Origin of the sequence: Streptomyces sp. A5-4 (genome assembly GCF_051131715.1) — a bacterium.
GTDB lineage: Bacteria > Actinomycetota > Actinomycetes > Streptomycetales > Streptomycetaceae > Streptomyces.
The window spans coordinates 5,891,407-5,910,604 of sequence record NZ_CP178591.1 but is presented as its reverse complement, the minus strand read 5'-3'; the positions used below and the strand labels follow the sequence as shown (position 1 = coordinate 5,910,604).

Here is a 19,198-nt window from a genome sequence, read left to right as displayed (position 1 = left end):
CAACCACACGAACCCAGTCGACCATCCCGCACCGAAGCCTCCCGCGACCTGCGGCCCGGCTCCGGACACCGGCCCATCACGCCAGCGCGTAGCTCTGCCGGAAGTAGTCGGCGGCGCGCTCCAGGTCCCGCTCGGACTGGAGCGTCAGCTCCAGGTCGCCGGTGCCGTGGTGGCCGAGCCCCGTCACGTCCCGTGCGAAGCCGGGTACGAGGTCGACCGTCGCCGGGTCGGCCTTCAGGTAGACCAGCAGCTTGGCCTTCTTCGGCGGGACCAGGCAGGCGTAGTTCTGCATGCGCCGGTAGGCGGTGTAGGTCTGGTTCGAGACCTTGGTGAGGTCCTCGCCGAGCCCGAGCAGTGCCTCGTCGACCGCTGCGGCCAGCTCCGCCATGACCCCGGACTCCGTCGCGGTCCGCTGCGCCTTCGCCGTGCCCCGGATCCGGCTCCCAGCTTTCGGCGCCACAGCGCGGCCGGCGAAGGAGGCCACCGTCTCAAGGCCCACGTGCTCGCTGCCGAAGTACCGGTAGCGGACCAGGTCGATGGCGTGCCGGTGCTCACGCACGGCGTGGATGTCGTAGCGGGTGAAGTCGCCGGCCACGCAGATCAGCCGCGGTGCGCTCCACAGCACCTGGGACGCAGCCTGAACCCCGAGCCGGTCGCGGACCAGATGTCGGAAGGCATCCCGGTGGTCCATCAGCCAGGCCATATAGAACAGGCCCTGGTTGATCACACCCGCGTCAGTCGAACGCTTGTACTCGACGATCACGGGTGCGCCGTTTTCGTCGATGCCCAGCGAGTCGATGCGCCCGCCGTGAAATCCCCGCGAGTTCACGATTTCTGAAGGTATCGAAATCTGAACTGTAGGTGCTGTTGGGGGATTTGGAGGCTCTCTGACCGTGGGTTCGCAGGTTACCCGGTCGTCGTTTCGGTGCCTGCCGGGCTGGCCGCGCGGGTGTAGCGCAAGCTGGCCTGGGCGCTGAGGTCGAACATGGTGGAGATGCGGAGGGGATCGGGTCCGGCGGCGATCGCTTCTTCGAGGACCCGGTCCTGGCGGAGGCTGTCGACCGTGGCGGGCAGCCCCTTGAACAGGCGCTTGAGCCAGAAGTCGCTGACTGGACTCTTCCTCTTGGCTGTCTGCTGGGTGAGGAGGAGATGAGGGTTTGCCGAGTCCGGCCAGCGGGCGTCACGGTAGCGCCGGTACTTGCGGATGGCTTCGGCGGTGAAGTCGTCGAGGGGCCGGCTGACCTCGCCCCGCCGGAGGCGCCCGGTGCTCAGCTCGATGTCGGAGTCTTGGAGCATTCTGATCTCGTGCGGGAAGAGGGCGTGGATGCCGGCAAGGGCGACGACGGCCAGGAGGGCCGGGCTCTCAGCCGCGGCTCTGGCCACTTGTTTGAGTTGGTCTCCCGCGACCGGTGTGGGCGAGTTGACGAGGGTGTTGCCGGGCCTGATGCGTCGGGCTGGGTCGGCGAAGATCAGCCGCTGTGACTTGAGCGTCTTGAACATGTCCCGGAGCGCGACGATTTCGCGCTGGACGTTGTTCCGTTTGGCCAGCCAGTCAGTGATGTCCTCGGGGGTGACCTGCCTCAATGTCGAGTATCGGGGGGCACAGTACTCGGCAGTGAACGGGACGATCAGCCGCAGGTGGATGTCAACTGTGTGAGGCGACCTGGGGCGACGGCGAGGGGCTCCGTTGCGGAGGACGTCGAAGTAGGCGGTCACCTCGACGCGTATCTGCTCGGGAAGCCTTGCGAGGTGAGCTCTGACCAGTTGTTCGAGGGGGTCGGGTGCGTCGTCGAGCAGGATGTCGAGATCGTTGAGCATGTCGATGAGATGGACTGCGGGAACATCGATGTCCCGGGAGAGTGCGTGCACCGTGGTGGCTTTGATCCTTTCGAAAGGCTGGTGCAGGGCCGAGAGGATCATCAAGCCGCACTTCACGCGCTTGATGGTGCAGCGGTTCCAGCCCCGTACCACCGCGACGTCCCTGGCCCGATCGACAAGGAAGTCCGCATATCCGGGATCTGCCGGGGTGAATCCTGTCCAGGAGCGCCCCTTCGAGCCGTTCGGGTTCCGATAGCGCCGGAAGTCCCGGACCGGCTCGAAGAGCGTGAGCTGGATGCTCTCGGGCGGCTTCAGCAGCAGGGGGTGTCTGTGCGTCGTCTCGCTCGGCAACTCAGGAACCTGTGCTGTTCTTGCGGTGAGGTGGTGGCGCCGATTCCATTTGATCAGGTCAGCGAGAAACGTCTGGTGCCCGGTTTCAGCTGCGACCGTGAGGTCCAACCGGGCCCCGTGGCCGGCTGACGGGACCTTGATACGGCCGGCGACGAATGCGGCCTGGTGACGGCAGGCCCGGCAGACTCCGTCACGCAGGGGGACGGTCGCGCCACACGTGCCGCACGAGTCGGCAGGGTACTTGTACCACCATGCCCTGCACGCATAGCAGAGGATCTTCGCGCCGCCCGGGTTAGGGTGCAGGCCCCAGGCCATGCAGACCTCGCAACTCTCAGGCGTCCCAAGCCCCTTGGCCTTCGCTTCCTTCGTCACAACGGCGGCATCAAGTTGCGGGAGGCCGGGCCGCCGCCGCTCCGACGACGGTTCTCACCAACAGCGGGACGGATGGCCGCCCTGCTCTCATCCTGCTCCGGTCGTTTCGCGCGGGCCTCCTCGGGCTCACGGACAAGCAGATCGCTGGGCTCGCATTGCAGCACCTCGCAGATCACGTCGAGATCGTCCAGGCGGATCGTCACCGGCTGGCCGGCCCACAGGTTGGACATCTTGCCAGCACTGATCACCAAGCCCGCGTCGGCCAGCATGCGCTGGAGTTCGGAGGACTTCCAGATGTCCCGCTTGGCCGCGGTCATCCGCAGGTTCCACTTCATGACGCTCCTCCGAATCGCGCCCGTCCACGCTCACCCGCACGGACCCACGCGTCCTCGACATGAGTCTGGTTGACGTGTACGTAGATCATGGTGGTGTTGATCCACTTGTGGCCAAGCAGCTCTTGGATCGCCACCACATCCATGCCCTGACGGTAGAGCTCCGAGGCAGCGAAGTGCCGAAGCGTGTGCGGCGTCAGCTTGCCTGCCTGCGAAGGAAGGTGCTGGGCGACCATCTTCTTCAGATGCAGGCGGAGCGTGTCGGTATCCACCCGCAGGCTCGAGCCGTCCGCGGCCCGCCGCTCCGAGGGGAACAACGGCGCCTCTGGCTCATCCACCCGATCGTCGTACTGCCAGCGGGGGCCGTCGACCCACCACTCCAGCAGCGAACGGCTCCCGTTGATCAGCGGGACGAGCCGTTCCTTCTTCTTGCCGCGCCTCCCCTTGCCCCGCAGAAGAATCTTTCCGAACTGGCCGAGCTCCCAGTGGATGTCGTCGACGTTCGCCAGGCACAGCTCCGAGACCCGGGGACCTATCAGACTCGCCAGCCTCATCGCGGTGTAACTCCGGACGATCGACAACGGTTTACGCGCCTGCGGCACCTCGTCACGCCAAGCCGAGAACAGATGCTCGACCTCCCCGAGCGGCGGCGGAACCCGCAACCGGGACAGGGTCGATCCACGGGGCCGGTTGATCTCATCCAACGGCGACTCGACGACATAGCCGGTTGCCCTGTGGATGGCGGGCTTGTGCCGTAGTTCAAGGAACTCGAAGTACACGCTGAGAGAGTGCGCCTTGTGGACCTTCGTGCCATGAGCCAAGCCCTGTTGATGTCGACCGAAGAACCGGTCCAGATCGCGAGGTTCCATCTCCCACAGCGGGCGCGTGAACCATGAGCGCACTTCGACGATCACGCCGACATCGCCGGCGACCGTCCCGTCACTGACACCGGCCGAAGCCCGGGCGAGCACGAACTCGGACAACAGGTCCTGCTCGAAGGCCGCGAGCTCCTCCGGCGTCGTCAAGCGCAGTTCCGGACGCAGGTCTCGCACGATCGCCAGGGACACGAAACCTCCAGCTCGACCATTTGGCCAACTGATCGGACTGGACGATACTATCTCAAGAATCGTGAGATTCCATCGGGATGGACAACCTCTCGCGTGGGACGGATAGACCCCCAGGTCAGGCGCACGCTGCGGCGAGACCACGCTTCGGTGCGCTTGAGGAACCCTCGGGAGGAGAGTCAACCGGTCCGGTGCTGTACTCGCTCGCCAGGAAACGCACGCCGAGCATCGTCTGCATGTGCGCCTCGACGAGGTCCTGCACATCCGCCTCAACCTCGGCCAGACGCGGCATGACCTCGGTCACGCCGCTTTTCGTGTTGAACAGTTTCAGGCCCGACACCCCCACCTCGATCTTGCCGTGCCGGGGTGGAACGTCAGGGCCAGGCGAGATTATTTCCGGCGCTGGACCGTGGGACGCGCGGGACGGGACCATCGAAGCGAAACGGTCATTTGGCCTATTTCCTTTTCGTGGGACATGCGTGGGACCGCGCGTGTGACGCCCGGTCAGATAGGCCGCTGACCTGCGAAAACAGCTGGGACGTCGACGGCCTCCGGAGCCGGGTGCGCAGGTTCGAATCCTGCCGGGGGCACTTCGCTTCACAGCAAGTGCCAAGCACGAAGGCCCGGACTCAGTTCGCTGAGTCCGGGCCTTCGTCGTGTGTCCCGGGGTTACGCGGACGTCCGCTTCCTGGGCGCCGTCGTCTTCTTGGCCGCCGAGGACTTCTGGGTGGCCTTCTGCGTGGACCTGGTCGCCGAAGCCGTCTTCGATATTGCCTTGGACGTCGACTTGGTGGCCTTCTTCGCCGTGGTTTTCTTCGCCGTCGACGTCGACTTCTTCGCGCCGGTCTGCTTGGGCGCCGCCGCTGCGGATTTGCGGGCCTTGCGGGCCGGGAGCGAGGTGACCTCGGCGTGTTCGCCGCTCTCGGTGGCACCGCCCGCCCCGCCGCCGCGGGCTTCCTTCGCGGCCCGGACGCTGTTCTCCAGCGCGGCCATCAGGTCGATGACCTTGCCGCCGCCGCCCGCGGGCGCGGACTGGGGGGCGAGCTCCTCGCCGGAGACCTTCGAGGCGATCATGGCCTCGACCGCCTCCCGGTAATCGTCGTGCAGCGAGTCCATGTCGACCTCGCCGAGGGTGTCCATCAGGGCGTCGGCCAGGTCGAGTTCGGCCTCGCGGACGGTCACCTTCGTGTCCGGCGCCACGGAGTCGGGGGCGCGGATCTCATCGGGCCAGAGCAGGCCGTGCATGGCGATGACGTCGTCGACGACCCGCAGCATGCCGAGACGCTCACGGCCGCGCAGCGCGTATTTGGCGACGGCCACCTTCTCGCTGCGCTTGAGGGCCTCGCGCAGCAGGGTGTACGGCTTGGCGGCGGGCACGCCGTTCGCGGAGAGGTAGTAGGCCGCGTCCATCTGGAGGGGGTCGATCGAGGCCTCGGGCACGAAGGCGACGATCTCGATCGTCTTCGCGGTGGGCAGCGGGAGTGCGGCCAGGTCGGCGTCGGTGATCGGGATGATCGACCCGTCTGCGTCCTCGTACCCCTTGCCGATCTCGTGGGTCGGGATCTCCTCGCCCTCCAGCTCGCAGACCTTGCGGTAGCGGACCCGGCCGCCATCGGTGGTGTGGATCTGGCGGAAGGAGATCGAGTGGTTCTCGGTGGCGTTCACCAGTTTGATGGGGATGCTGACCAGGCCGAAGGATATGGCGCCGTTCCAGATGGATCTCACGATTCATACCCTTCGATCCGATTTCGTGGGATTCTCATCGTATGTCGCCAATCACCGAGGTGGAGGGGCGGCGCCTGGCGCTCAGCAATCTGGACAAGGTCCTGTACCCGGCCACCGGGACCACCAAGGGCGAGGTGCTGCATTACTACGCCACCACCGCGGGCGCCCTCCTGGCCCATTTGCGCAATCGGCCGCTGTCCTTCCTCCGTTATCCGGACGGGCCCGACGGGCAGCTGTTCTTCACCAAGAATCCGCCGCCGGGCACACCCTCCTGGGTGACGACGGTGGAGGTGCCGCGCTCCGACGACCGAGCGGCGCGCCAGGTGGTCGTACAGGATCTTTCGACGCTAATGTGGGCGGCCAACCTGGTGGTGGAATTTCATACCCCGCAGTGGCAGGCGGACGATCCCGGCCGCGCCGACCGGCTGGTCATCGACCTGGACCCGGGGGCTCCCGCGACCGTCGCCGAGTGCTGCGAGGTGGCGCTGTGGCTGCGTGACCGGCTCGCGGCGGACGGGCTGGGGGCGTATCCGAAGACCTCGGGGTCCAAGGGGCTGCATCTCCTGGCGCCGCTGGAGCCGACGCCTTCCGACGAGGTCACGGCGTACGCGAAGGCGCTCGCCGTCGAGGCGGAGAGCGTGCTGCCGCACCTGGTCGTGCACCGGATGACCCGGGCGCTTCGGCCCGGCAAGGTCTTTGTCGACTTCAGCCAGAACTCCGCTTCGAAGACGACCGCCGCGCCCTACACACTGAGGGCCAGGGAAGAGCCGACCGTGTCGACGCCGGTGACCTGGGAGGAGATCGAGGCCGGGAGGGCGGATCCCGGGCTGCTCGTCTTCCGCGCCGGGGACATCGGCGCGCGGCTCGGGCGGTACGGGGATCTGCTCGGCCCGCTCATCAACCGGAACCGCGCCCGGCCGCTGCCGCGGAGGTAGGCGGGTGGCGCCTCAGGCGGGGTGGCGCCTCAGGCGGGGTGGCGCTTCAGACGCGCAGCCAATTGCGGCGGTCGCGGGCCGACGCGTACAGCGCCTCGATGTCCGCGGGCTTGAGTACGCCGCCGGCGCCTGCCAGCTCCGGGACCTCGTGCTCGCGCAGAATCCGTACGTCGCGGAGCAACGGCGCGGGGTCCACCCGGCCCGCCCCGACCAGGGCCAGCACCGGCCGCACGGCCGCGGCCAGCGCGAGCGAGGCGCGCTCGGCCTCGCGGCGGGCCCAGCGCAGCTGCGGGAGGGGTTCGGCCCGGCCGACCCGGACCAGCGGGTCGGTGATCGTGACCCGCCGTCTGCCGTTTCCGGCGCTCACCGTGCGGACGTTCAGGACGCCGCCGGGGCCGATCAGCAAGTGGCTCAGGTACGCCGCGCCGGGAAGCGGAACCGAGTGCAGGACGCGCCATCCGGCGCCCTCCAGGCGGTCCAGCTCGTCGCCCATCAGCTGCTGGGCGGCGAGGGCGGCCCGGCGCGGGTCGCCCCGGAAGCGGTGCGGGGCGCCGGGGTCCGCCGCCAGCTCGGCGTGCAGGGCCTCGCCGGGGCGGTTGGGGGCCAGGTCGTCGTCCGGCGGCAGGGCCAGACCGGCCAGGTCCGCGGCGGTGGGGGCGGGGGGCGGGCCGACGGTGACGGAGCCGCTGACGAACGGGGCGAGGGCGGCCAGTACGTCGTGCTCGCCCCCGGCGGTGAGCAGGCTGACGCGGCCGGTCTCCCGGTCGTACCAGGCGACGCTTCTGCCGTCGGGCAGGTTCACATAGAGCCGCTCCTGCCCTCGGTGCCTCGCCGGTACCACCCGCAGTCCCCTCATCCCCATCACCCCACCGCCCATAGGACCAGTCCGGCATCGCGGGGGCAATATCCCGGCCGGGACCGGCGGGGAACGCGGTGACCTCGTCAGCCGTTCCTACGAGAGACTGTCGGTCCTGCGCAGGTGAGTGGCCGCGCAGACCGAGAGGGATCGTGGAGGGGACCACAGCATGATCATCTTTGGCACCAAGGGCTATCTGTATCAACTGGCGATACTCACGCTCGTGTGCGGCCAGTGCGGGAATCCGTCGGCGCACACGCTCCGCAAGCGCGTCAGCAAGTTCACGCTGTTCTTCGTCCCGGTGTTCCCCTACTCGACGAAGTACTCCACGCAGTGCACGTTCTGCGGCGCCGAGCAGCAGGTGACGAAGGAGCAGGCGGAGGAGCTGCAGATCCAGGGCGGCAGCGGCCAGGACGGCCAGGCGCAGGGCCAGGCGCAGGGATACGGGCACGGGCAGACGCACCAGCAGCCCGGGCAGAACCCTTACCAGCGCTGACCACAGCGGCGCCGGACGGACCATGGCGGCCCGCTGTTGCCCGGCGGCGCAAGGGCGGAGCAGTGACGCCGTTGCCGTGGGTGCGCCCGGCACACCCGCCTTGGGCCGGACGGCCGGGGCCGTGGCCCCCCTGTGCCCCCTCGCGCTCGTCCGGCCCCGGCTCCGCCGCCGCCGTCACCGTGCGGAGCCCTTCCCCCGCCCAGTCCCGCCAGAGTCTCCGCATGAAGAAAAGCGGCTTGTCTCCGCATAAAGTTTATGGTGCGACGAATCGCCCGGAACTCCGCCTCGTCACCCGAGGCGGGGCGGCGCAACACAGACATGGACGGCACAGCCCGGACAGAGCGGAGAGGGGAGCCTTGAGCACGCATCGCACGGGGCGTGGCGCCCTGCTGTCCCTGGCCACGGCCGCCGCGCTGCTCGCGCTGTCCTCCTGCGGCGACGCCGGTGAGCTCACCAGCGCGGGCGCCACCCCCACCGCCGTCGGCCCCACCCGCCTCTGGCCGAAGCTGCCGCCCGCCACCTCGGACCCGTACGGCCTCGACGAGGGGAACAGAGCATCCGTCCCCGAGATCGAGGTGCCGGACGGTGACGTCCACCGGGTGAAGCCGGTCGCCGTCGTCCAGGCCGAGGTCAGGGCGCATCCGGGCAAGTACAGCGGCACCGACGGGATGTATGACGAGACCGTGCGGCAGCTGGGCAGGTGCGACGAGAAGCCCACGTCGTGCCCGGTGCTCACGTCGTACTACCGCGATCTGACGGGCGAGGGCTCGGACGAGCTGATCGTCGGCATCAGGATGCCGAAGAACCAGCTGGTCGTACGCGTCTACATGGCGGAAAAGGGCAGGCTGACCCGGATCATGTCCAGCTCCGACTCGGTGATCAGTGTGGAGCTGGCCGGCCGGGACGTGCTCATCCGGGCCACCTCCGGCATCCCCGGATACGAGTACCGGACGGCCTGGTCGTGGGACGACCGGCAGCGCGCGATGTTCCCCACCCGTGACGAGTTCCTGCGCGTCGCCCAGGACAAGCACAACCGGCCCGGTGGACCGAAGACGCCGACCGGGCCGGGCGAGCCGTCCCCGGGTCCGTCATCCGCGTCCGTCCCGGAATCGTCGAAGGCCTCGCCCCCGGCGCCCTCGGCGAGCGGTTCATGACGGCGCGCAGGCTCCGGGTGCCCGCCTGGACCGCCCGGCTCACCTGGAAGGCGGCGGCCTTCATCGCGGTGATGGCCTGCGCCCTCGCGGCGCTGCTCGGCGCGCTGGTGCACGTCTCGGTGACACACCAGACGGTCGGTCAGGCCCGCGAGAAGGCACTGAACAAGCTGGAGGACGCGACGGAGGCGTACGAGGCGGGCGATCCACTGCCGCGGGGCTCCGGCACCGACTTGGCGGGACTGCCGCCCTCGCTGCGGGACCTCGCGCTGACCGGCCGGCGCGGCACGGTGGTCACCGACCACTACGGCCGGCCCACCATGTGGGCGGCGGGCCCCGCCGACGACCGGGCCATCGCGGTCACGATCGACTACAGCCAGAGCGTCAGGACCATCACGGGCCTGGACCGGGCCATCGTCGGCTCCTCCGTCCTCGCCATCGCGGTCACCCTGCTCATCGGGGTCTTCGGCGTCACCCGCATCACGCGCCGTCTGCACCAGACCGCCAGGGTGGCCCGCAGGATCAGCGCGGGCGATCTCGACGCCCGGGTCAACGACCCGCGCACAAAGGGGCCTTCACGCCCTCAGGACGAGGTGGCCACGGTCTCCGGGGCGCTGGACACCATGGCCTCCACCCTCCAGGGCAAGCTGCTGAGCGAGCAGCGCTTCACCGCCGACGTGGCGCACGAGCTGCGCACGCCACTGACCGGTCTGCACGCGGCGGCCGAGCTGCTGCCGCCGGGCCGTCCCACCCACCTCGTCCAGGACCGGGTGCGCGCGATGCGGCTGCTGACGGAGGATCTGCTGGAGATCTCCCGGCTCGACGCGGGCAGCGAGAAGATCCAGCCGGACCTGCACCAGTTGGGGCCGTTGGCGGAGCGCGTGGTGCGCATGGTGCGCGGCTCGGGGGCGGCGGAGGCGTCGGCTTCCGGCGCGGGAGAGGCGCGGCCCCCGGAGCTACGGACGGAGTTGCTGATCGTGCGGGACGCGTATGTGGAGACCGACCGGCGGCGGCTGGAGCGGGTGCTGGGCAATCTGCTCGTCAACGCCCACAAGCACGGCCGCGCGCCGGTCGTGGTGACCGTCGAAGGCCCGGTGGTGACGGTGCGGGACCATGGCGCGGGCTATCCGGAATACCTGCTGGCCCACGGGCCGCAGCGGTTCAGGACCGAGCCGCGCGCCGGGGCCAAGGGGCACGGGCTGGGGCTGACGATCGCCGTGGGGCAGGCGGGCGCGATCCACGCCCGGCTGACCTTCAGCAACGCGCCGGACGGCGGGGCCCTCGCGACGCTGACCCTGCCGGAGGCCGCAGAGCCCGACAGTCCGGGCGGTATCGACGCAGGGTGACTCATTTCTCACTTTGCGCACCATTAGTCGCGAACCTAATGTGAAGCGGGCGAGCCGAGAGCCGGTCATACGGACGGTGATTCTCCGCCCGTCCTTCGCCCCGGCGAAGGCCCCCCGCCCTCCCCAGGAGGCAGCATGCCAGTGCAGACCCGCCCGACGACGCTCCGCAGGATCGGCCTGTGCGCCGCCACCGGCGCCGTCGCCGTCCTCACCGCAGCGGGCCCCGCGCTCGCCGTCGCGGAGGACCCCGCCCGGCCGCAGACCGAGAACGCCGCGTCGCACCAGTCGTACAAGGGGCGGGTGACCGCGAAGTCCGGGCTGCTCCTGAGGGACAAGCCCACCCGCAGCAGCAGGATCATCGGCAAGAAGCCGCACGGCGCGATAGTCCACATCTTCTGCAAGACCACCGGCCAGCACGTGAACGGCAACAGCCGCTGGTACCTGCTCACCGACGGCACCTGGGCCTGGGCCTCGGCCGAGTACATCGCGAACATCGGCCCGGCCCCACGCTGGTGCTGAACAGCCCGTAGCGGGCGCGCACTTCCGCGCGCCCCCACGCCCCGAGAGGTCCGGCCCGCAGCGCGGCGGGCCTCTCGGGGCTCCGGGTCACCACTACGCGGCGCTCGGCACCGGGCGACATATACGGCCATACACCCCGGCCGCTTGCTACGTTGCCGGGCATGACCGCAACGACGGCGGATGCTCCCCCGCCCGACGTACGCCTCCCCAGGCGTCGCGGCGTCGAGCTGTCGCTCCTCGTCGCCGCCGTCCTCATCTCCGTGTACGGCTACCTCCACGTCGGCCTCGCCAAGAACAACGCGGTACCGCCCGACGCGGTCGGCTACGGCGCGGGCCTGGGCGTCCTCGCCCTCCTCGCCCATTTGGCCGTACGCTTCCGCGCCCCGTACGCGGACCCGCTGCTCCTGCCCATCGCGGTCCTCCTCAACGGCCTCGGGCTGGTGCTGATCTACCGCCTCGACCTGGAGACCCCGCAGGACAACGCCGCGCCCACCCAGCTCGTCTGGTCCACCATTGGCGTCGCGCTCTTCATCGGTGCGGTGATCGCGCTGCGCGACCACCGCATCCTCCAGCGGTACGCGTATCTGTCCGTCGCCGCGGCCCTGGTCCTGATGATCGTGCCGATCTTCTTCCCCGCCGTGAACGGCGCGAAGATCTGGATCCGGGTGGGCGGATTCTCCTTCCAGCCAGGCGAGTTCGCGAAGATCCTGCTCGCGGTCTTCTTCGCCGCCTACCTCGCCGCGAACCGCAACGCCCTCGCGTACACCGGTCGCAAGATCTGGAAGCTCCAGCTGCCCACCGGCCGTGTGCTGGGCCCGATCGTGGCGATCTGGCTGATCAGCGTCTGCGTACTCGTCCTGGAACGCGACCTCGGCACCTCGCTGCTGTTCTTCGGACTCTTCGTGATCATGCTGTACGTCGCGACCGGCCGCACCGGCTGGATCGCGGTGGGCCTGATCCTCGCGGCCGTCGGCGCCTTCGTCGTCGGCTCGCTGGAACCGCATGTCAACAGCCGCGTCGAGGACTGGCTGCATCCCTTCGCCTCCATCGACGCGGGCCAGGGCCCCGGCCAGCTCGCCCAGTCGCTCTTCGCGTTCGCCGCCGGCGGCATGCTGGGCGCCGGGCTCGGGGTCGGCCGCTCCATCCTCATCGGCTTCGCGGCCAAGTCCGACTTCATCCTGGCGACGGCGGGCGAGGAGCTGGGGCTCGTCGGGCTCACCGCGATCTTCATGCTGTACGCACTCCTGGTGGCCCGCGGCTACCGCGCGGGCCTGGCCCTGCGCGACCCCTTCGGCCGACTGCTCGCGATCGGCCTCGCCTCGATCCTGGCGCTCCAGGTGTTCGTCATCGCCGGCGGGGTGATGGGGCTGATCCCGCTCACCGGCATGGCCATGCCGTTCCTCGCGCAGGGGGGTTCGTCCGTGGTCACCAACTGGGTCATCGTGGCGCTGCTGATCCGGGTCAGCGACTCGGCCCGCAGCCCGCACCCTTCGACCGTGGAGACCGGAGTGATCGCGCCGATCGTGGAGGACGACCAGTGATCCGCTATATCCGGCGGGCGGCCGGTTTCTGTCTGGTGCTGCTCGTGGCGCTGCTGCTGAACGCCGCCCGCATCCAGGTGTTCGAGGCCGAATCGCTCGACCACAACTCGGCCAACCGCCGTCAGACCATTGCCCGTTACGAGGAGAAGCGCGGCAACATCCTGGTCGACGGCAAACCGGTCACCGGCTCCCGGGACACCGGCGAGCAGCTGCGGTTCGAGCGGACCTATCGGCACGGCCCGCTGTACGCGCCGGTCACCGGCTACGCCTCCCAGACGTACGGCACGACCTTCATCGAGAACGCCGAGGACGACATCCTCTCCGGCACCGACTCGATGCTCGCCCCGCTGCCCTTCTGGAACGAGATCACCCGCTCCCAGCAGCCCGGCGGCAACGCCGTCACCACCATCAAGGGCGCCGTCCAGCGGGCCGCGTACGAGGGGCTCGGCGGCAAGAAGGGCGCGGTCGCCGCGATCGAGCCGTCGACCGGCAAGATCCTCGGCCTGGTCAGCAGCCCCTCGTACGATCCGCAGCAGCTCGCCGGGACCGGGCCGCCGGTCACGGACGCCTGGGCGCGGCTGACCGGCGCGTCGAGTCAGCCGATGCTCAACCGGGCCATCAGGCAGACCTACCCGCCGGGCTCCACCTTCAAGATCGTGACGGCGGCGGCCGCGCTGGACTCGGGTGTCGTGAAGGATCCTGACGCCGCCACGAAGACACCCGATCCGTATGTCCTGCCCGGCACCAGCACCACGCTCCCCAACGAGGCGAGCGGCTGCGGCAACGCGTCGCTCGCCTACGCGATCCGGGTCTCCTGCAACACGGTGATGGCGAGTCTGGGGGTACGGGTGGGGCTGGCGGGGATGCTTGACACCGTGCGGAAGTTCGGCTTCAACAGCACAGGCCTCAAAATCCCCTCGGGGGTGGCCGCCAGCAACTTCGACACCCGCATGAGCGACGACCAGCTCGCACAGTCATCCATCGGCCAGTACGACACCACGGCCACTCCGCTCCAGATGGCCATGGTGGCGGCGGCGGTCGCCAACGACGGTGACCTCAACTCCCCCTACCTGGTCGACAAAACGACAACGTCGGACGGTGATGTCGTCTCGCAGCCCGGTACGGACTCCCTGCACCAGGCCATGGAGCCGGCCACCGCCATGGCGCTGCAGCGCATGATGGTCGACGTCGTGGAGAGCGGCACGGGCAGCAACGCGGCGATCCCCGGTGTCACGGTCGGCGGCAAGACCGGCACCTCGCAGCACGGCATCGACAACTCCGGTACGCCGTACGCCTGGTTCATCTCCTGGGCGCAGCAGGACGGCGACGGCCGGCCGGCGGTCGCGGTCGCGGTGGTTGTCGAGGACGCGTCGGCGGACCGCGCCGACATCAGCGGCGGCGGCAGCGCGGCGCCGATCGCGCGGGCGGTGATGGAGGCGGCGCTGAAGGACTGACCGCCTCCCGGGGCGTGATCAGCCGATCGGCTTCCGTACCTCGTCGCGCACCTTGACGGTGGTCTCTGCGACCTTGGCGAGGTCGACGGACGCGGGGTCCTGCTTGGAGACCTCGGGGGTGACCTCGGCGACGGACGCGCCCGTGTTCCCGTCGGCCCAGGCGCACATGGGGAGGGTGACGGTGACGCCGTTCTGCGTCGTGGTCAGCACCTGGCAGCTCAGGATCACGTCGGAGCCGGCCGGTGTGATCTCCTTGGCCGGTACGACCACGGTCGCGCCGTTGCCCTTCGCGGCGCCGTCCAGCATCTTGTCGCGTGCCTCGTCGGGCGCCTTGAACTGCCCGTACATGCCGGAGACGACCAGCACGCTCGGCGCGAGCGGCGAGCCGGCGCTGTACTGGGCGACCGCGGCCTTCGGGTCGCGGATGTCCGGGTCGTAGCTGCCCTCGACGACCTTCTTGCCCTCGGTCTGCGACATGTCCTGGGCGAGCTTGTACCGGCCGTCGAGCAGCGTCGCCGGCACGGTGAGCCTGTACTCGGCGGCGGGGAAGCTGCCCCCGCTGCCGCTGCCGACCAGCTTGTACACGGCGAATACAAGCCCGCCCACGACCACCACCAGCGAGAGCGCGATGATGCCGAGCACCTTGCCGGTCCGGCTCCTGCCCGGGGGCGGGCCCATCGGCGGCTGCTGCCAGGGGCCCTGGCCCGGGTAGGGCTGCCCCGGGTGTCCCGGATACGGCTGCTGCTGGGGGAACCGCTGGGGCGGGTAGGGCTGCTGCGCGTACGGGTTCGGGTTCGGCGGCTGTGAAGGTCCGTAAGGGCCGGAGGGCTGCTGAGGCGGCGGCATGGTCATGACCCGAAACTTACTTCACCTTTATGCCCCGCCCGTCACACGAGCGGCTCACGCCGCTCCAGCCACGACTCGGGCATGGCCCCGACTCCCGTACGGGCAGCGACGATCCCGCCCGTGATCGCGCAGGTGGTGTCCACGTCCCCCAGCCCCTCCGCCGTGGACCACAGCGCCGCCTCCAGGTCGTCCGGGTGCCGCGTCGCCGTCCACAGCGCGAACGGCACCGTGTCGTCGGCCCGGATGCGGCTCCCGCTGCCGAGCACCGCGGCGGCCTGCCGGGGCTCGCTGTCCAGCGGTACGGTCGCGGCGCGCAGCAGGCCGTCCCGGACCGGGCCTTCGGGGGTGCGTTCCAGCACGGCCGGCAGCGAGAGTTCGCCGCGCACCGAGAGCGCCGCGGCCACGGCGACGGCCACCGCGCCCGCGACGCCCTGCGGGTGCGCGTGGGTGACCTGGGCCGACAACGTGGCCTGCTCCACGACGCGTTCGAGGTCGGCGGCGAACCAGGCGCCCAGCGGCGCCACCCGCATCGCCGCGCCGTTGCCGAGGCTGCCCTCCCCGCCGAAGAGCCGCCGGGTGAGCTCGGGCCAGGCCGACGCGTCCGCCATCAACTGCGGCAGCAGTTCGTGCATGCCGCTGCCGTAGCCGCGGGCCTGGTCGGCCATGAAGATCATGGCGAGCGAACCAGCGAGCGGGGTCTGCCGGATCTCACCGTGTTCGTCGAGCACCCGCATGATGCCGCGCGCCATCGCGGTGTCGTCGGTCCAGGGCCAGTGCGGCTCCTCGGGGACCCGCCGCGCCAGGATCGCGTCGTACACCGTCCCACTGTCACGGAAGAGCGGGAACCAGCGCTCGCCGAAGGCGTCTCCGAGGGCGAGGCCTTCGAGGCTGCGGCGGGCGGCCCGGATGTTCGCGGTCGTCGTCATGGTGGTCATCGTGCCGCGCCGGTTTCCGCACGTACAGCGGATTGCCGCGCACCCGACGGATGCCGTCAGGGGGAGACCCGGGCCTCCTCCGCCGCGCCGTCGGCCATCGCCCGGTCGATCTCGGCGAGCCGTTCGCGCTCCTCCACCTCGAAGCGTTCCTCGTCGAGCTTCTCCGCGATCTCCTCGTCCTCCTTCATCAGCAGGTCGAGGTTGGAGTTGCCCATGTCGAAGACGCCCATGTCGAGGTACGCCTTCTGGAGCCGCTCGCCCCACAGACCGATGTCCTTGACGCACGGCACGATGCGGCTGAACAGCAGCTTGCGGAAGAGGTGCAGGAATTCGGACTGCTCGGACAGCTCCTCGGCCTCCTTCTTGGGGATGCCGAAGTTCTCCAGGACCTCGATGCCGCGCAGCCGGTCGCGCATCAGGTAGCAGCCCTCGATGACGAACTCCTCGCGCTCCTTCAGCTCGGCGTCCGACAGCTGCTTGTAGTAGTCGCGCAGCGCCATCCGCCCGAACGCGACGTGCCGGGCCTCGTCCTGCATGATGTACGCGAGGATCTGCTTGGGCAGCGGCTTGTCCGTGGTGTCGCGGATCATGCCGAAGGCGGCGAGCGCCAGCCCTTCGATGAGAACCTGCATACCGAGGTACGGCATGTCCCAGCGGGAGTCGCGCAGGGTGTCGCCGAGCAGCGACTGAAGGTTGTCGTTGATCGGGTAGAGCATCCCGACCTTCTCGTGCAGGAAGCGGCTGTAGATCTCCGCGTGCCTGGCCTCGTCCATGGTCTGGGTCGCGGAGTAGAGCTTCGCGTCGAGGTCGGGGACCGACTCCACGATCCGCGCCGCGCACACCATCGCGCCCTGCTCACCGTGCAGGAACTGGCTGAACTGCCAGGAGGCGTAGTGCCGCCGCAGGTCCCCCTTGTCACGCTCGGTCATCTTCGCCCAGTGCCGGCTGCCGTAGAGGCTGAGGGCGTCGTCGGGGGTGCCGAGCGGATCGTAGGGGTCGACCTCCAGGCTCCAGTCGATGCGGGTCGCGCCGTCCCACTGCTTGTCCTTGCCCTTCTGGTAGAGGGCGAGCAGCCGGGCGCGGCCCTCGTCGTACTCCCAGCTGAACCGGGCGGCGCCGGTGGCCGGCACCTGCCAATGCGGGTCCGACGGGGGCTTGGTGTAGAGCTCGTGCGTCGACACTGACGACTCCTTCGCCTCTTGTCCCTTTATCCCTTACCAGGATGGAATCCCTTATCAGGACGGACAGTTGGCAGACTCACACGTTGCTAGACGAGCGGTCAACAAGTCCTGCGCGAGGGATTGACGAGCTTGCTGACAAGCAGTCTCATAAGGGGGAACGCAAGTGTGACCGCCGGTAACGCCCACCCGTGAGGTGCCCAGCCATGACGACAGTGACCGATCACGACACACTCAGGGACGCACTCGGCCTCCTCAAGGACCGTGAGCAGGTCGCCGAGCGCCTGCTGGAATCGTCCGCCAAGCACTCCTTCGACCCCGACACCGAGCTCGACTGGGAAGCCCCGATCGAGGAAGGCAAATGGTTCTGGCCGCCGGAGCTCGTTTCGCTGTACGACACCCCGCTCTGGCACAAGATGTCCGAGGACCAGCGCATGGAGCTGGCCAGGCACGAGGCCGCGTCACTCGCCTCGCTCGGCATCTGGTTCGAGATCATCCTGATGCAGCTGCTGGTCAGGCACATCTACGACAAGCCCGTGACCAGCAACCACGTGCGCTACGCGCTCACCGAGATAGCGGACGAGTGCCGCCACTCGATCATGTTCGGGAAGATGATCGAGAAGGGCGGAGCGCCCAACTACCCGGTCCCCAGGCTCTATCACAACCTCGCCCGGGTCCTGAAGACCGTCTCGACGACGCCGGGCTCGTTCGCGGCGACACTGCTCGGCGAGGAGATCCTCGACTGGATGCAGCGACTGACCTTCCCGGACGAGCGCGTCCAGACGCTGGTGCGCGGCGTCACACGCATCCATGTGGTGGAGGAGGCGCGCCATGTCCGGTACGCCCGTGAGGAGTTGCGCCGCCAGATGGTGACGGCACCGCTCTGGGAGCGTGAGCTCACCCGGGTGAGCTGCGGAGAGGCGGCCCGCGTCTTCTCCACCTGCTTCGTGAACCCGAAGGTGTACGAGAACGTCGGGCTCGACCGCCGCCAGGCGATCGCCCAGGTCAGGGCGAGCGGCCACCGCGCCGAGGTCATGCAGAACGGCGCCAAGCGGCTGACCGACTTCCTCGACGACATCGGCGTGCTCCAGGGGGTCGGCCGCAAGCTGTGGAAGAGCTCGGGGCTGCTCGCCTAGCCACCCCGGCAGTTGCCCACGCACTCGCCCGTGCGACCGCCCGGGTGGCCGGCGGTGGGCGGGGATACGCTGCGGACATGACCACGGCGTCGACCCCCACCCCCGCGTACCGCAGGCTCGGCGTGGCGGAGCGCCGCTCCCAACTCCTCGTCGCCGCCCTGTCCCTGTTCGCCCACCGGGCGCCCGAAGAGGTCTCGTTGGACGAGGTGGCGGAGGCTGCCGGGGTATCGAGGCCGCTCATATACAGGTACTTCCCGGGCGGCAAGCAGCAGTTGTACGAGGCCGCGCTCGGTTCCGCCGCCGACGAGCTGAAGCTCTGCTTCGCCGAGCCGCAGACCGGCCCGCTGACCCGGCGGCTCGGCCGCGCCCTAGACCGCTATCTGACGTTCGTCGACGAACACGACACCGGCTTCAGCGCGTTGCTCCAGGGCGGCAGCGTCGCCGAGACGTCCCGCACGACCGCGACGGTCGACGGGGTGCGGCGGGCCGCGGCCGAGCAGGTCCTGACCCACCTGGGGCTCGCCGGGACGGCGGGCCCCAGGCTGCGGATGATGGTCCGCACCTGGATATCGGCCGTCGAGGCGGCCTCCCTGATCTGGCTCGACGAGGAGAAGCAGCCACCGGTCGGCGAGCTGCGCGACTGGCTGATCGACCATTTCGTCGCCCTGCTCACCGTGACGGCGGCCACCGACGAGCAGACGGCAGCGGCGACCCGGGCGGCCCTGGCCCTGGAGACCCCGGACGGCCCGGCCGGGGTGCTCGCCCGGCGGGTGCTGCCGGTCGTCGCCGAGGCCGCCCACCTGCTCTGAACGGGGAGGGCTGCGGGCTCCCGGCCCGTCGGCCTGGGAGACTGGCCGGGTGAGAAGCGAGAACACGCCCTTCGTGGGCGGCCCCCTGGACGGGCGGGTGCTGCCGGTCCTTGTGGGGCCGACCGGGCAGCCGCCGAAGTGGTACGAGGTGCCGGTGCCGGACGACGCGGGCGGGGCGCCGACCGTGTACGCCTATGTGCGGGTCCCCGCCGGGTACTCCAAGCGGCTGGGGCTCCAGCGGGGCTGGAAGTACGAGTACGCGCCGGACGGGCGTGGGCGACGTGAGCTGAAGTGGCCCTGGTCGAAGCCCGACAGCAGCACATAGGATCGGCCG

The 19,198-nt window shown here is 69.6% G+C and carries 19 protein-coding genes and 1 pseudogene; 10 read left to right on the top strand and 10 right to left on the bottom strand.

Going from position 1 to position 19,198, the window contains the following annotated elements; genetic code table 11:
• Window positions 1-76 precede the first annotated feature (76 nt).
• The 6 genes and pseudogenes from ACLLJJ_RS27735 to ACLLJJ_RS27710 form a co-directional block, all read right to left on the bottom strand.
• On the bottom strand, window positions 77-829 hold the full coding sequence (locus ACLLJJ_RS27735; protein WP_434596462.1) for a DUF5655 domain-containing protein: 753 nt from the start codon (window positions 827-829) through the stop codon (window positions 77-79).
• Window positions 830-906: 77 nt separating this feature from the next.
• Window positions 907-2,169: a hypothetical protein gene (locus tag ACLLJJ_RS27730; RefSeq protein WP_434595798.1), complete on the bottom strand. Its 1,263-nt coding sequence runs from the start codon at window positions 2,167-2,169 to the stop codon at window positions 907-909.
• A gap of 368 nt (window positions 2,170-2,537) precedes the next feature.
• Window positions 2,538-2,876 carry a helix-turn-helix domain-containing protein gene (locus ACLLJJ_RS27725; protein ID WP_434595796.1) on the bottom strand — a complete coding sequence of 113 codons (339 nt, stop codon included), beginning with the start codon at window positions 2,874-2,876 and terminating at the stop codon, window positions 2,538-2,540.
• On the bottom strand, window positions 2,873-3,940 hold the full coding sequence (locus ACLLJJ_RS27720) for a tyrosine-type recombinase/integrase (protein ID WP_434595794.1): 1,068 nt from the start codon (window positions 3,938-3,940) through the stop codon (window positions 2,873-2,875). The genes ACLLJJ_RS27725 and ACLLJJ_RS27720 overlap by 4 nt, the downstream gene beginning before the upstream one ends.
• Before the next feature lie 178 nt (window positions 3,941-4,118).
• Window positions 4,119-4,277: pseudogene (locus tag ACLLJJ_RS27715) on the bottom strand (transporter); the annotation flags it as partial.
• A gap of 329 nt (window positions 4,278-4,606) precedes the next feature.
• Window positions 4,607-5,662, bottom strand: coding sequence for a Ku protein (locus ACLLJJ_RS27710; protein ID WP_434596459.1), 1,056 nt, complete (start codon window positions 5,660-5,662; stop codon window positions 4,607-4,609).
• A gap of 41 nt (window positions 5,663-5,703) precedes the next feature.
• Here ACLLJJ_RS27710 and ligD point away from each other — a divergent pair, with 41 nt between their 5' ends.
• Window positions 5,704-6,597: a non-homologous end-joining DNA ligase gene (ligD, locus tag ACLLJJ_RS27705; protein ID WP_434596457.1), complete on the top strand. Its 894-nt coding sequence runs from the start codon at window positions 5,704-5,706 to the stop codon at window positions 6,595-6,597.
• 46 nt (window positions 6,598-6,643) lie between these two features.
• Here ligD and ACLLJJ_RS27700 read toward each other — a convergent pair whose 3' ends face one another.
• Window positions 6,644-7,453 (bottom strand): NERD domain-containing protein, encoded by an 810-nt coding sequence (locus tag ACLLJJ_RS27700; protein ID WP_434596455.1) that lies wholly within the window; start codon window positions 7,451-7,453, stop codon window positions 6,644-6,646.
• Between the two features lie 169 nt (window positions 7,454-7,622).
• Between ACLLJJ_RS27700 and ACLLJJ_RS27695 the strand changes: the two genes are divergently transcribed.
• The 6 genes from ACLLJJ_RS27695 (at window position 7,623) to ACLLJJ_RS27670 (ending at window position 13,960) form a co-directional block, all read left to right on the top strand.
• A complete protein-coding gene (locus ACLLJJ_RS27695) occupies window positions 7,623-7,949 on the top strand; it encodes a zinc-ribbon domain-containing protein (protein ID WP_434596454.1) in 327 nt (108 codons plus the stop codon).
• 356 nt (window positions 7,950-8,305) lie between these two features.
• The gene (locus ACLLJJ_RS27690; protein ID WP_434596452.1) at window positions 8,306-9,103 is read left to right on the top strand and encodes a hypothetical protein; all 798 of its coding nucleotides are present in this window, start codon (window positions 8,306-8,308) and stop codon (window positions 9,101-9,103) included.
• A complete protein-coding gene (locus tag ACLLJJ_RS27685; protein WP_434596450.1) occupies window positions 9,100-10,446 on the top strand; it encodes an ATP-binding protein in 1,347 nt (448 codons plus the stop codon). The genes ACLLJJ_RS27690 and ACLLJJ_RS27685 overlap by 4 nt, the downstream gene beginning before the upstream one ends.
• 135 nt (window positions 10,447-10,581) lie before the next feature.
• A complete protein-coding gene (locus ACLLJJ_RS27680; protein ID WP_434596447.1) occupies window positions 10,582-10,965 on the top strand; it encodes an SH3 domain-containing protein in 384 nt (127 codons plus the stop codon).
• Window positions 10,966-11,126: 161 nt separating this feature from the next.
• Complete coding sequence (locus ACLLJJ_RS27675; RefSeq protein WP_434596445.1) at window positions 11,127-12,506, top strand: FtsW/RodA/SpoVE family cell cycle protein; 1,380 nt, start codon at window positions 11,127-11,129, stop codon at window positions 12,504-12,506.
• Entirely contained in the window at window positions 12,503-13,960 is a 1,458-nt protein-coding gene (locus tag ACLLJJ_RS27670; protein WP_434596443.1) for a penicillin-binding transpeptidase domain-containing protein, read from the top strand. The genes ACLLJJ_RS27675 and ACLLJJ_RS27670 overlap by 4 nt, the downstream gene beginning before the upstream one ends.
• 18 nt (window positions 13,961-13,978) lie before the next feature.
• Here ACLLJJ_RS27670 and ACLLJJ_RS27665 read toward each other — a convergent pair whose 3' ends face one another.
• The 3 genes from ACLLJJ_RS27665 to ACLLJJ_RS27655 form a co-directional block, all read right to left on the bottom strand.
• Complete coding sequence (locus ACLLJJ_RS27665; protein ID WP_434596441.1) at window positions 13,979-14,812, bottom strand: hypothetical protein; 834 nt, start codon at window positions 14,810-14,812, stop codon at window positions 13,979-13,981.
• Window positions 14,813-14,847: 35 nt separating this feature from the next.
• Window positions 14,848-15,732 (bottom strand): ADP-ribosylglycohydrolase family protein, encoded by an 885-nt coding sequence (locus ACLLJJ_RS27660; RefSeq protein ID WP_434596439.1) that lies wholly within the window; start codon window positions 15,730-15,732, stop codon window positions 14,848-14,850.
• A gap of 65 nt (window positions 15,733-15,797) precedes the next feature.
• A complete protein-coding gene (locus ACLLJJ_RS27655) occupies window positions 15,798-16,922 on the bottom strand; it encodes a ferritin-like domain-containing protein (protein ID WP_434596436.1) in 1,125 nt (374 codons plus the stop codon).
• 203 nt (window positions 16,923-17,125) lie between these two features.
• Between ACLLJJ_RS27655 and ACLLJJ_RS27650 the strand changes: the two genes are divergently transcribed.
• From ACLLJJ_RS27650 to ACLLJJ_RS27640, 3 genes are all read left to right on the top strand, one after another.
• Complete coding sequence (locus tag ACLLJJ_RS27650; protein WP_434596434.1) at window positions 17,126-18,055, top strand: AurF N-oxygenase family protein; 930 nt, start codon at window positions 17,126-17,128, stop codon at window positions 18,053-18,055.
• A 77-nt stretch (window positions 18,056-18,132) separates the two neighbouring features.
• Entirely contained in the window at window positions 18,133-18,864 is a 732-nt protein-coding gene (locus ACLLJJ_RS27645) for a TetR/AcrR family transcriptional regulator (RefSeq protein WP_434596432.1), read from the top strand.
• Between the two features lie 49 nt (window positions 18,865-18,913).
• Window positions 18,914-19,189 carry a hypothetical protein gene (locus ACLLJJ_RS27640; protein ID WP_434596430.1) on the top strand — a complete coding sequence of 92 codons (276 nt, stop codon included), beginning with the start codon at window positions 18,914-18,916 and terminating at the stop codon, window positions 19,187-19,189.
• Window positions 19,190-19,198 lie beyond the last annotated feature (9 nt).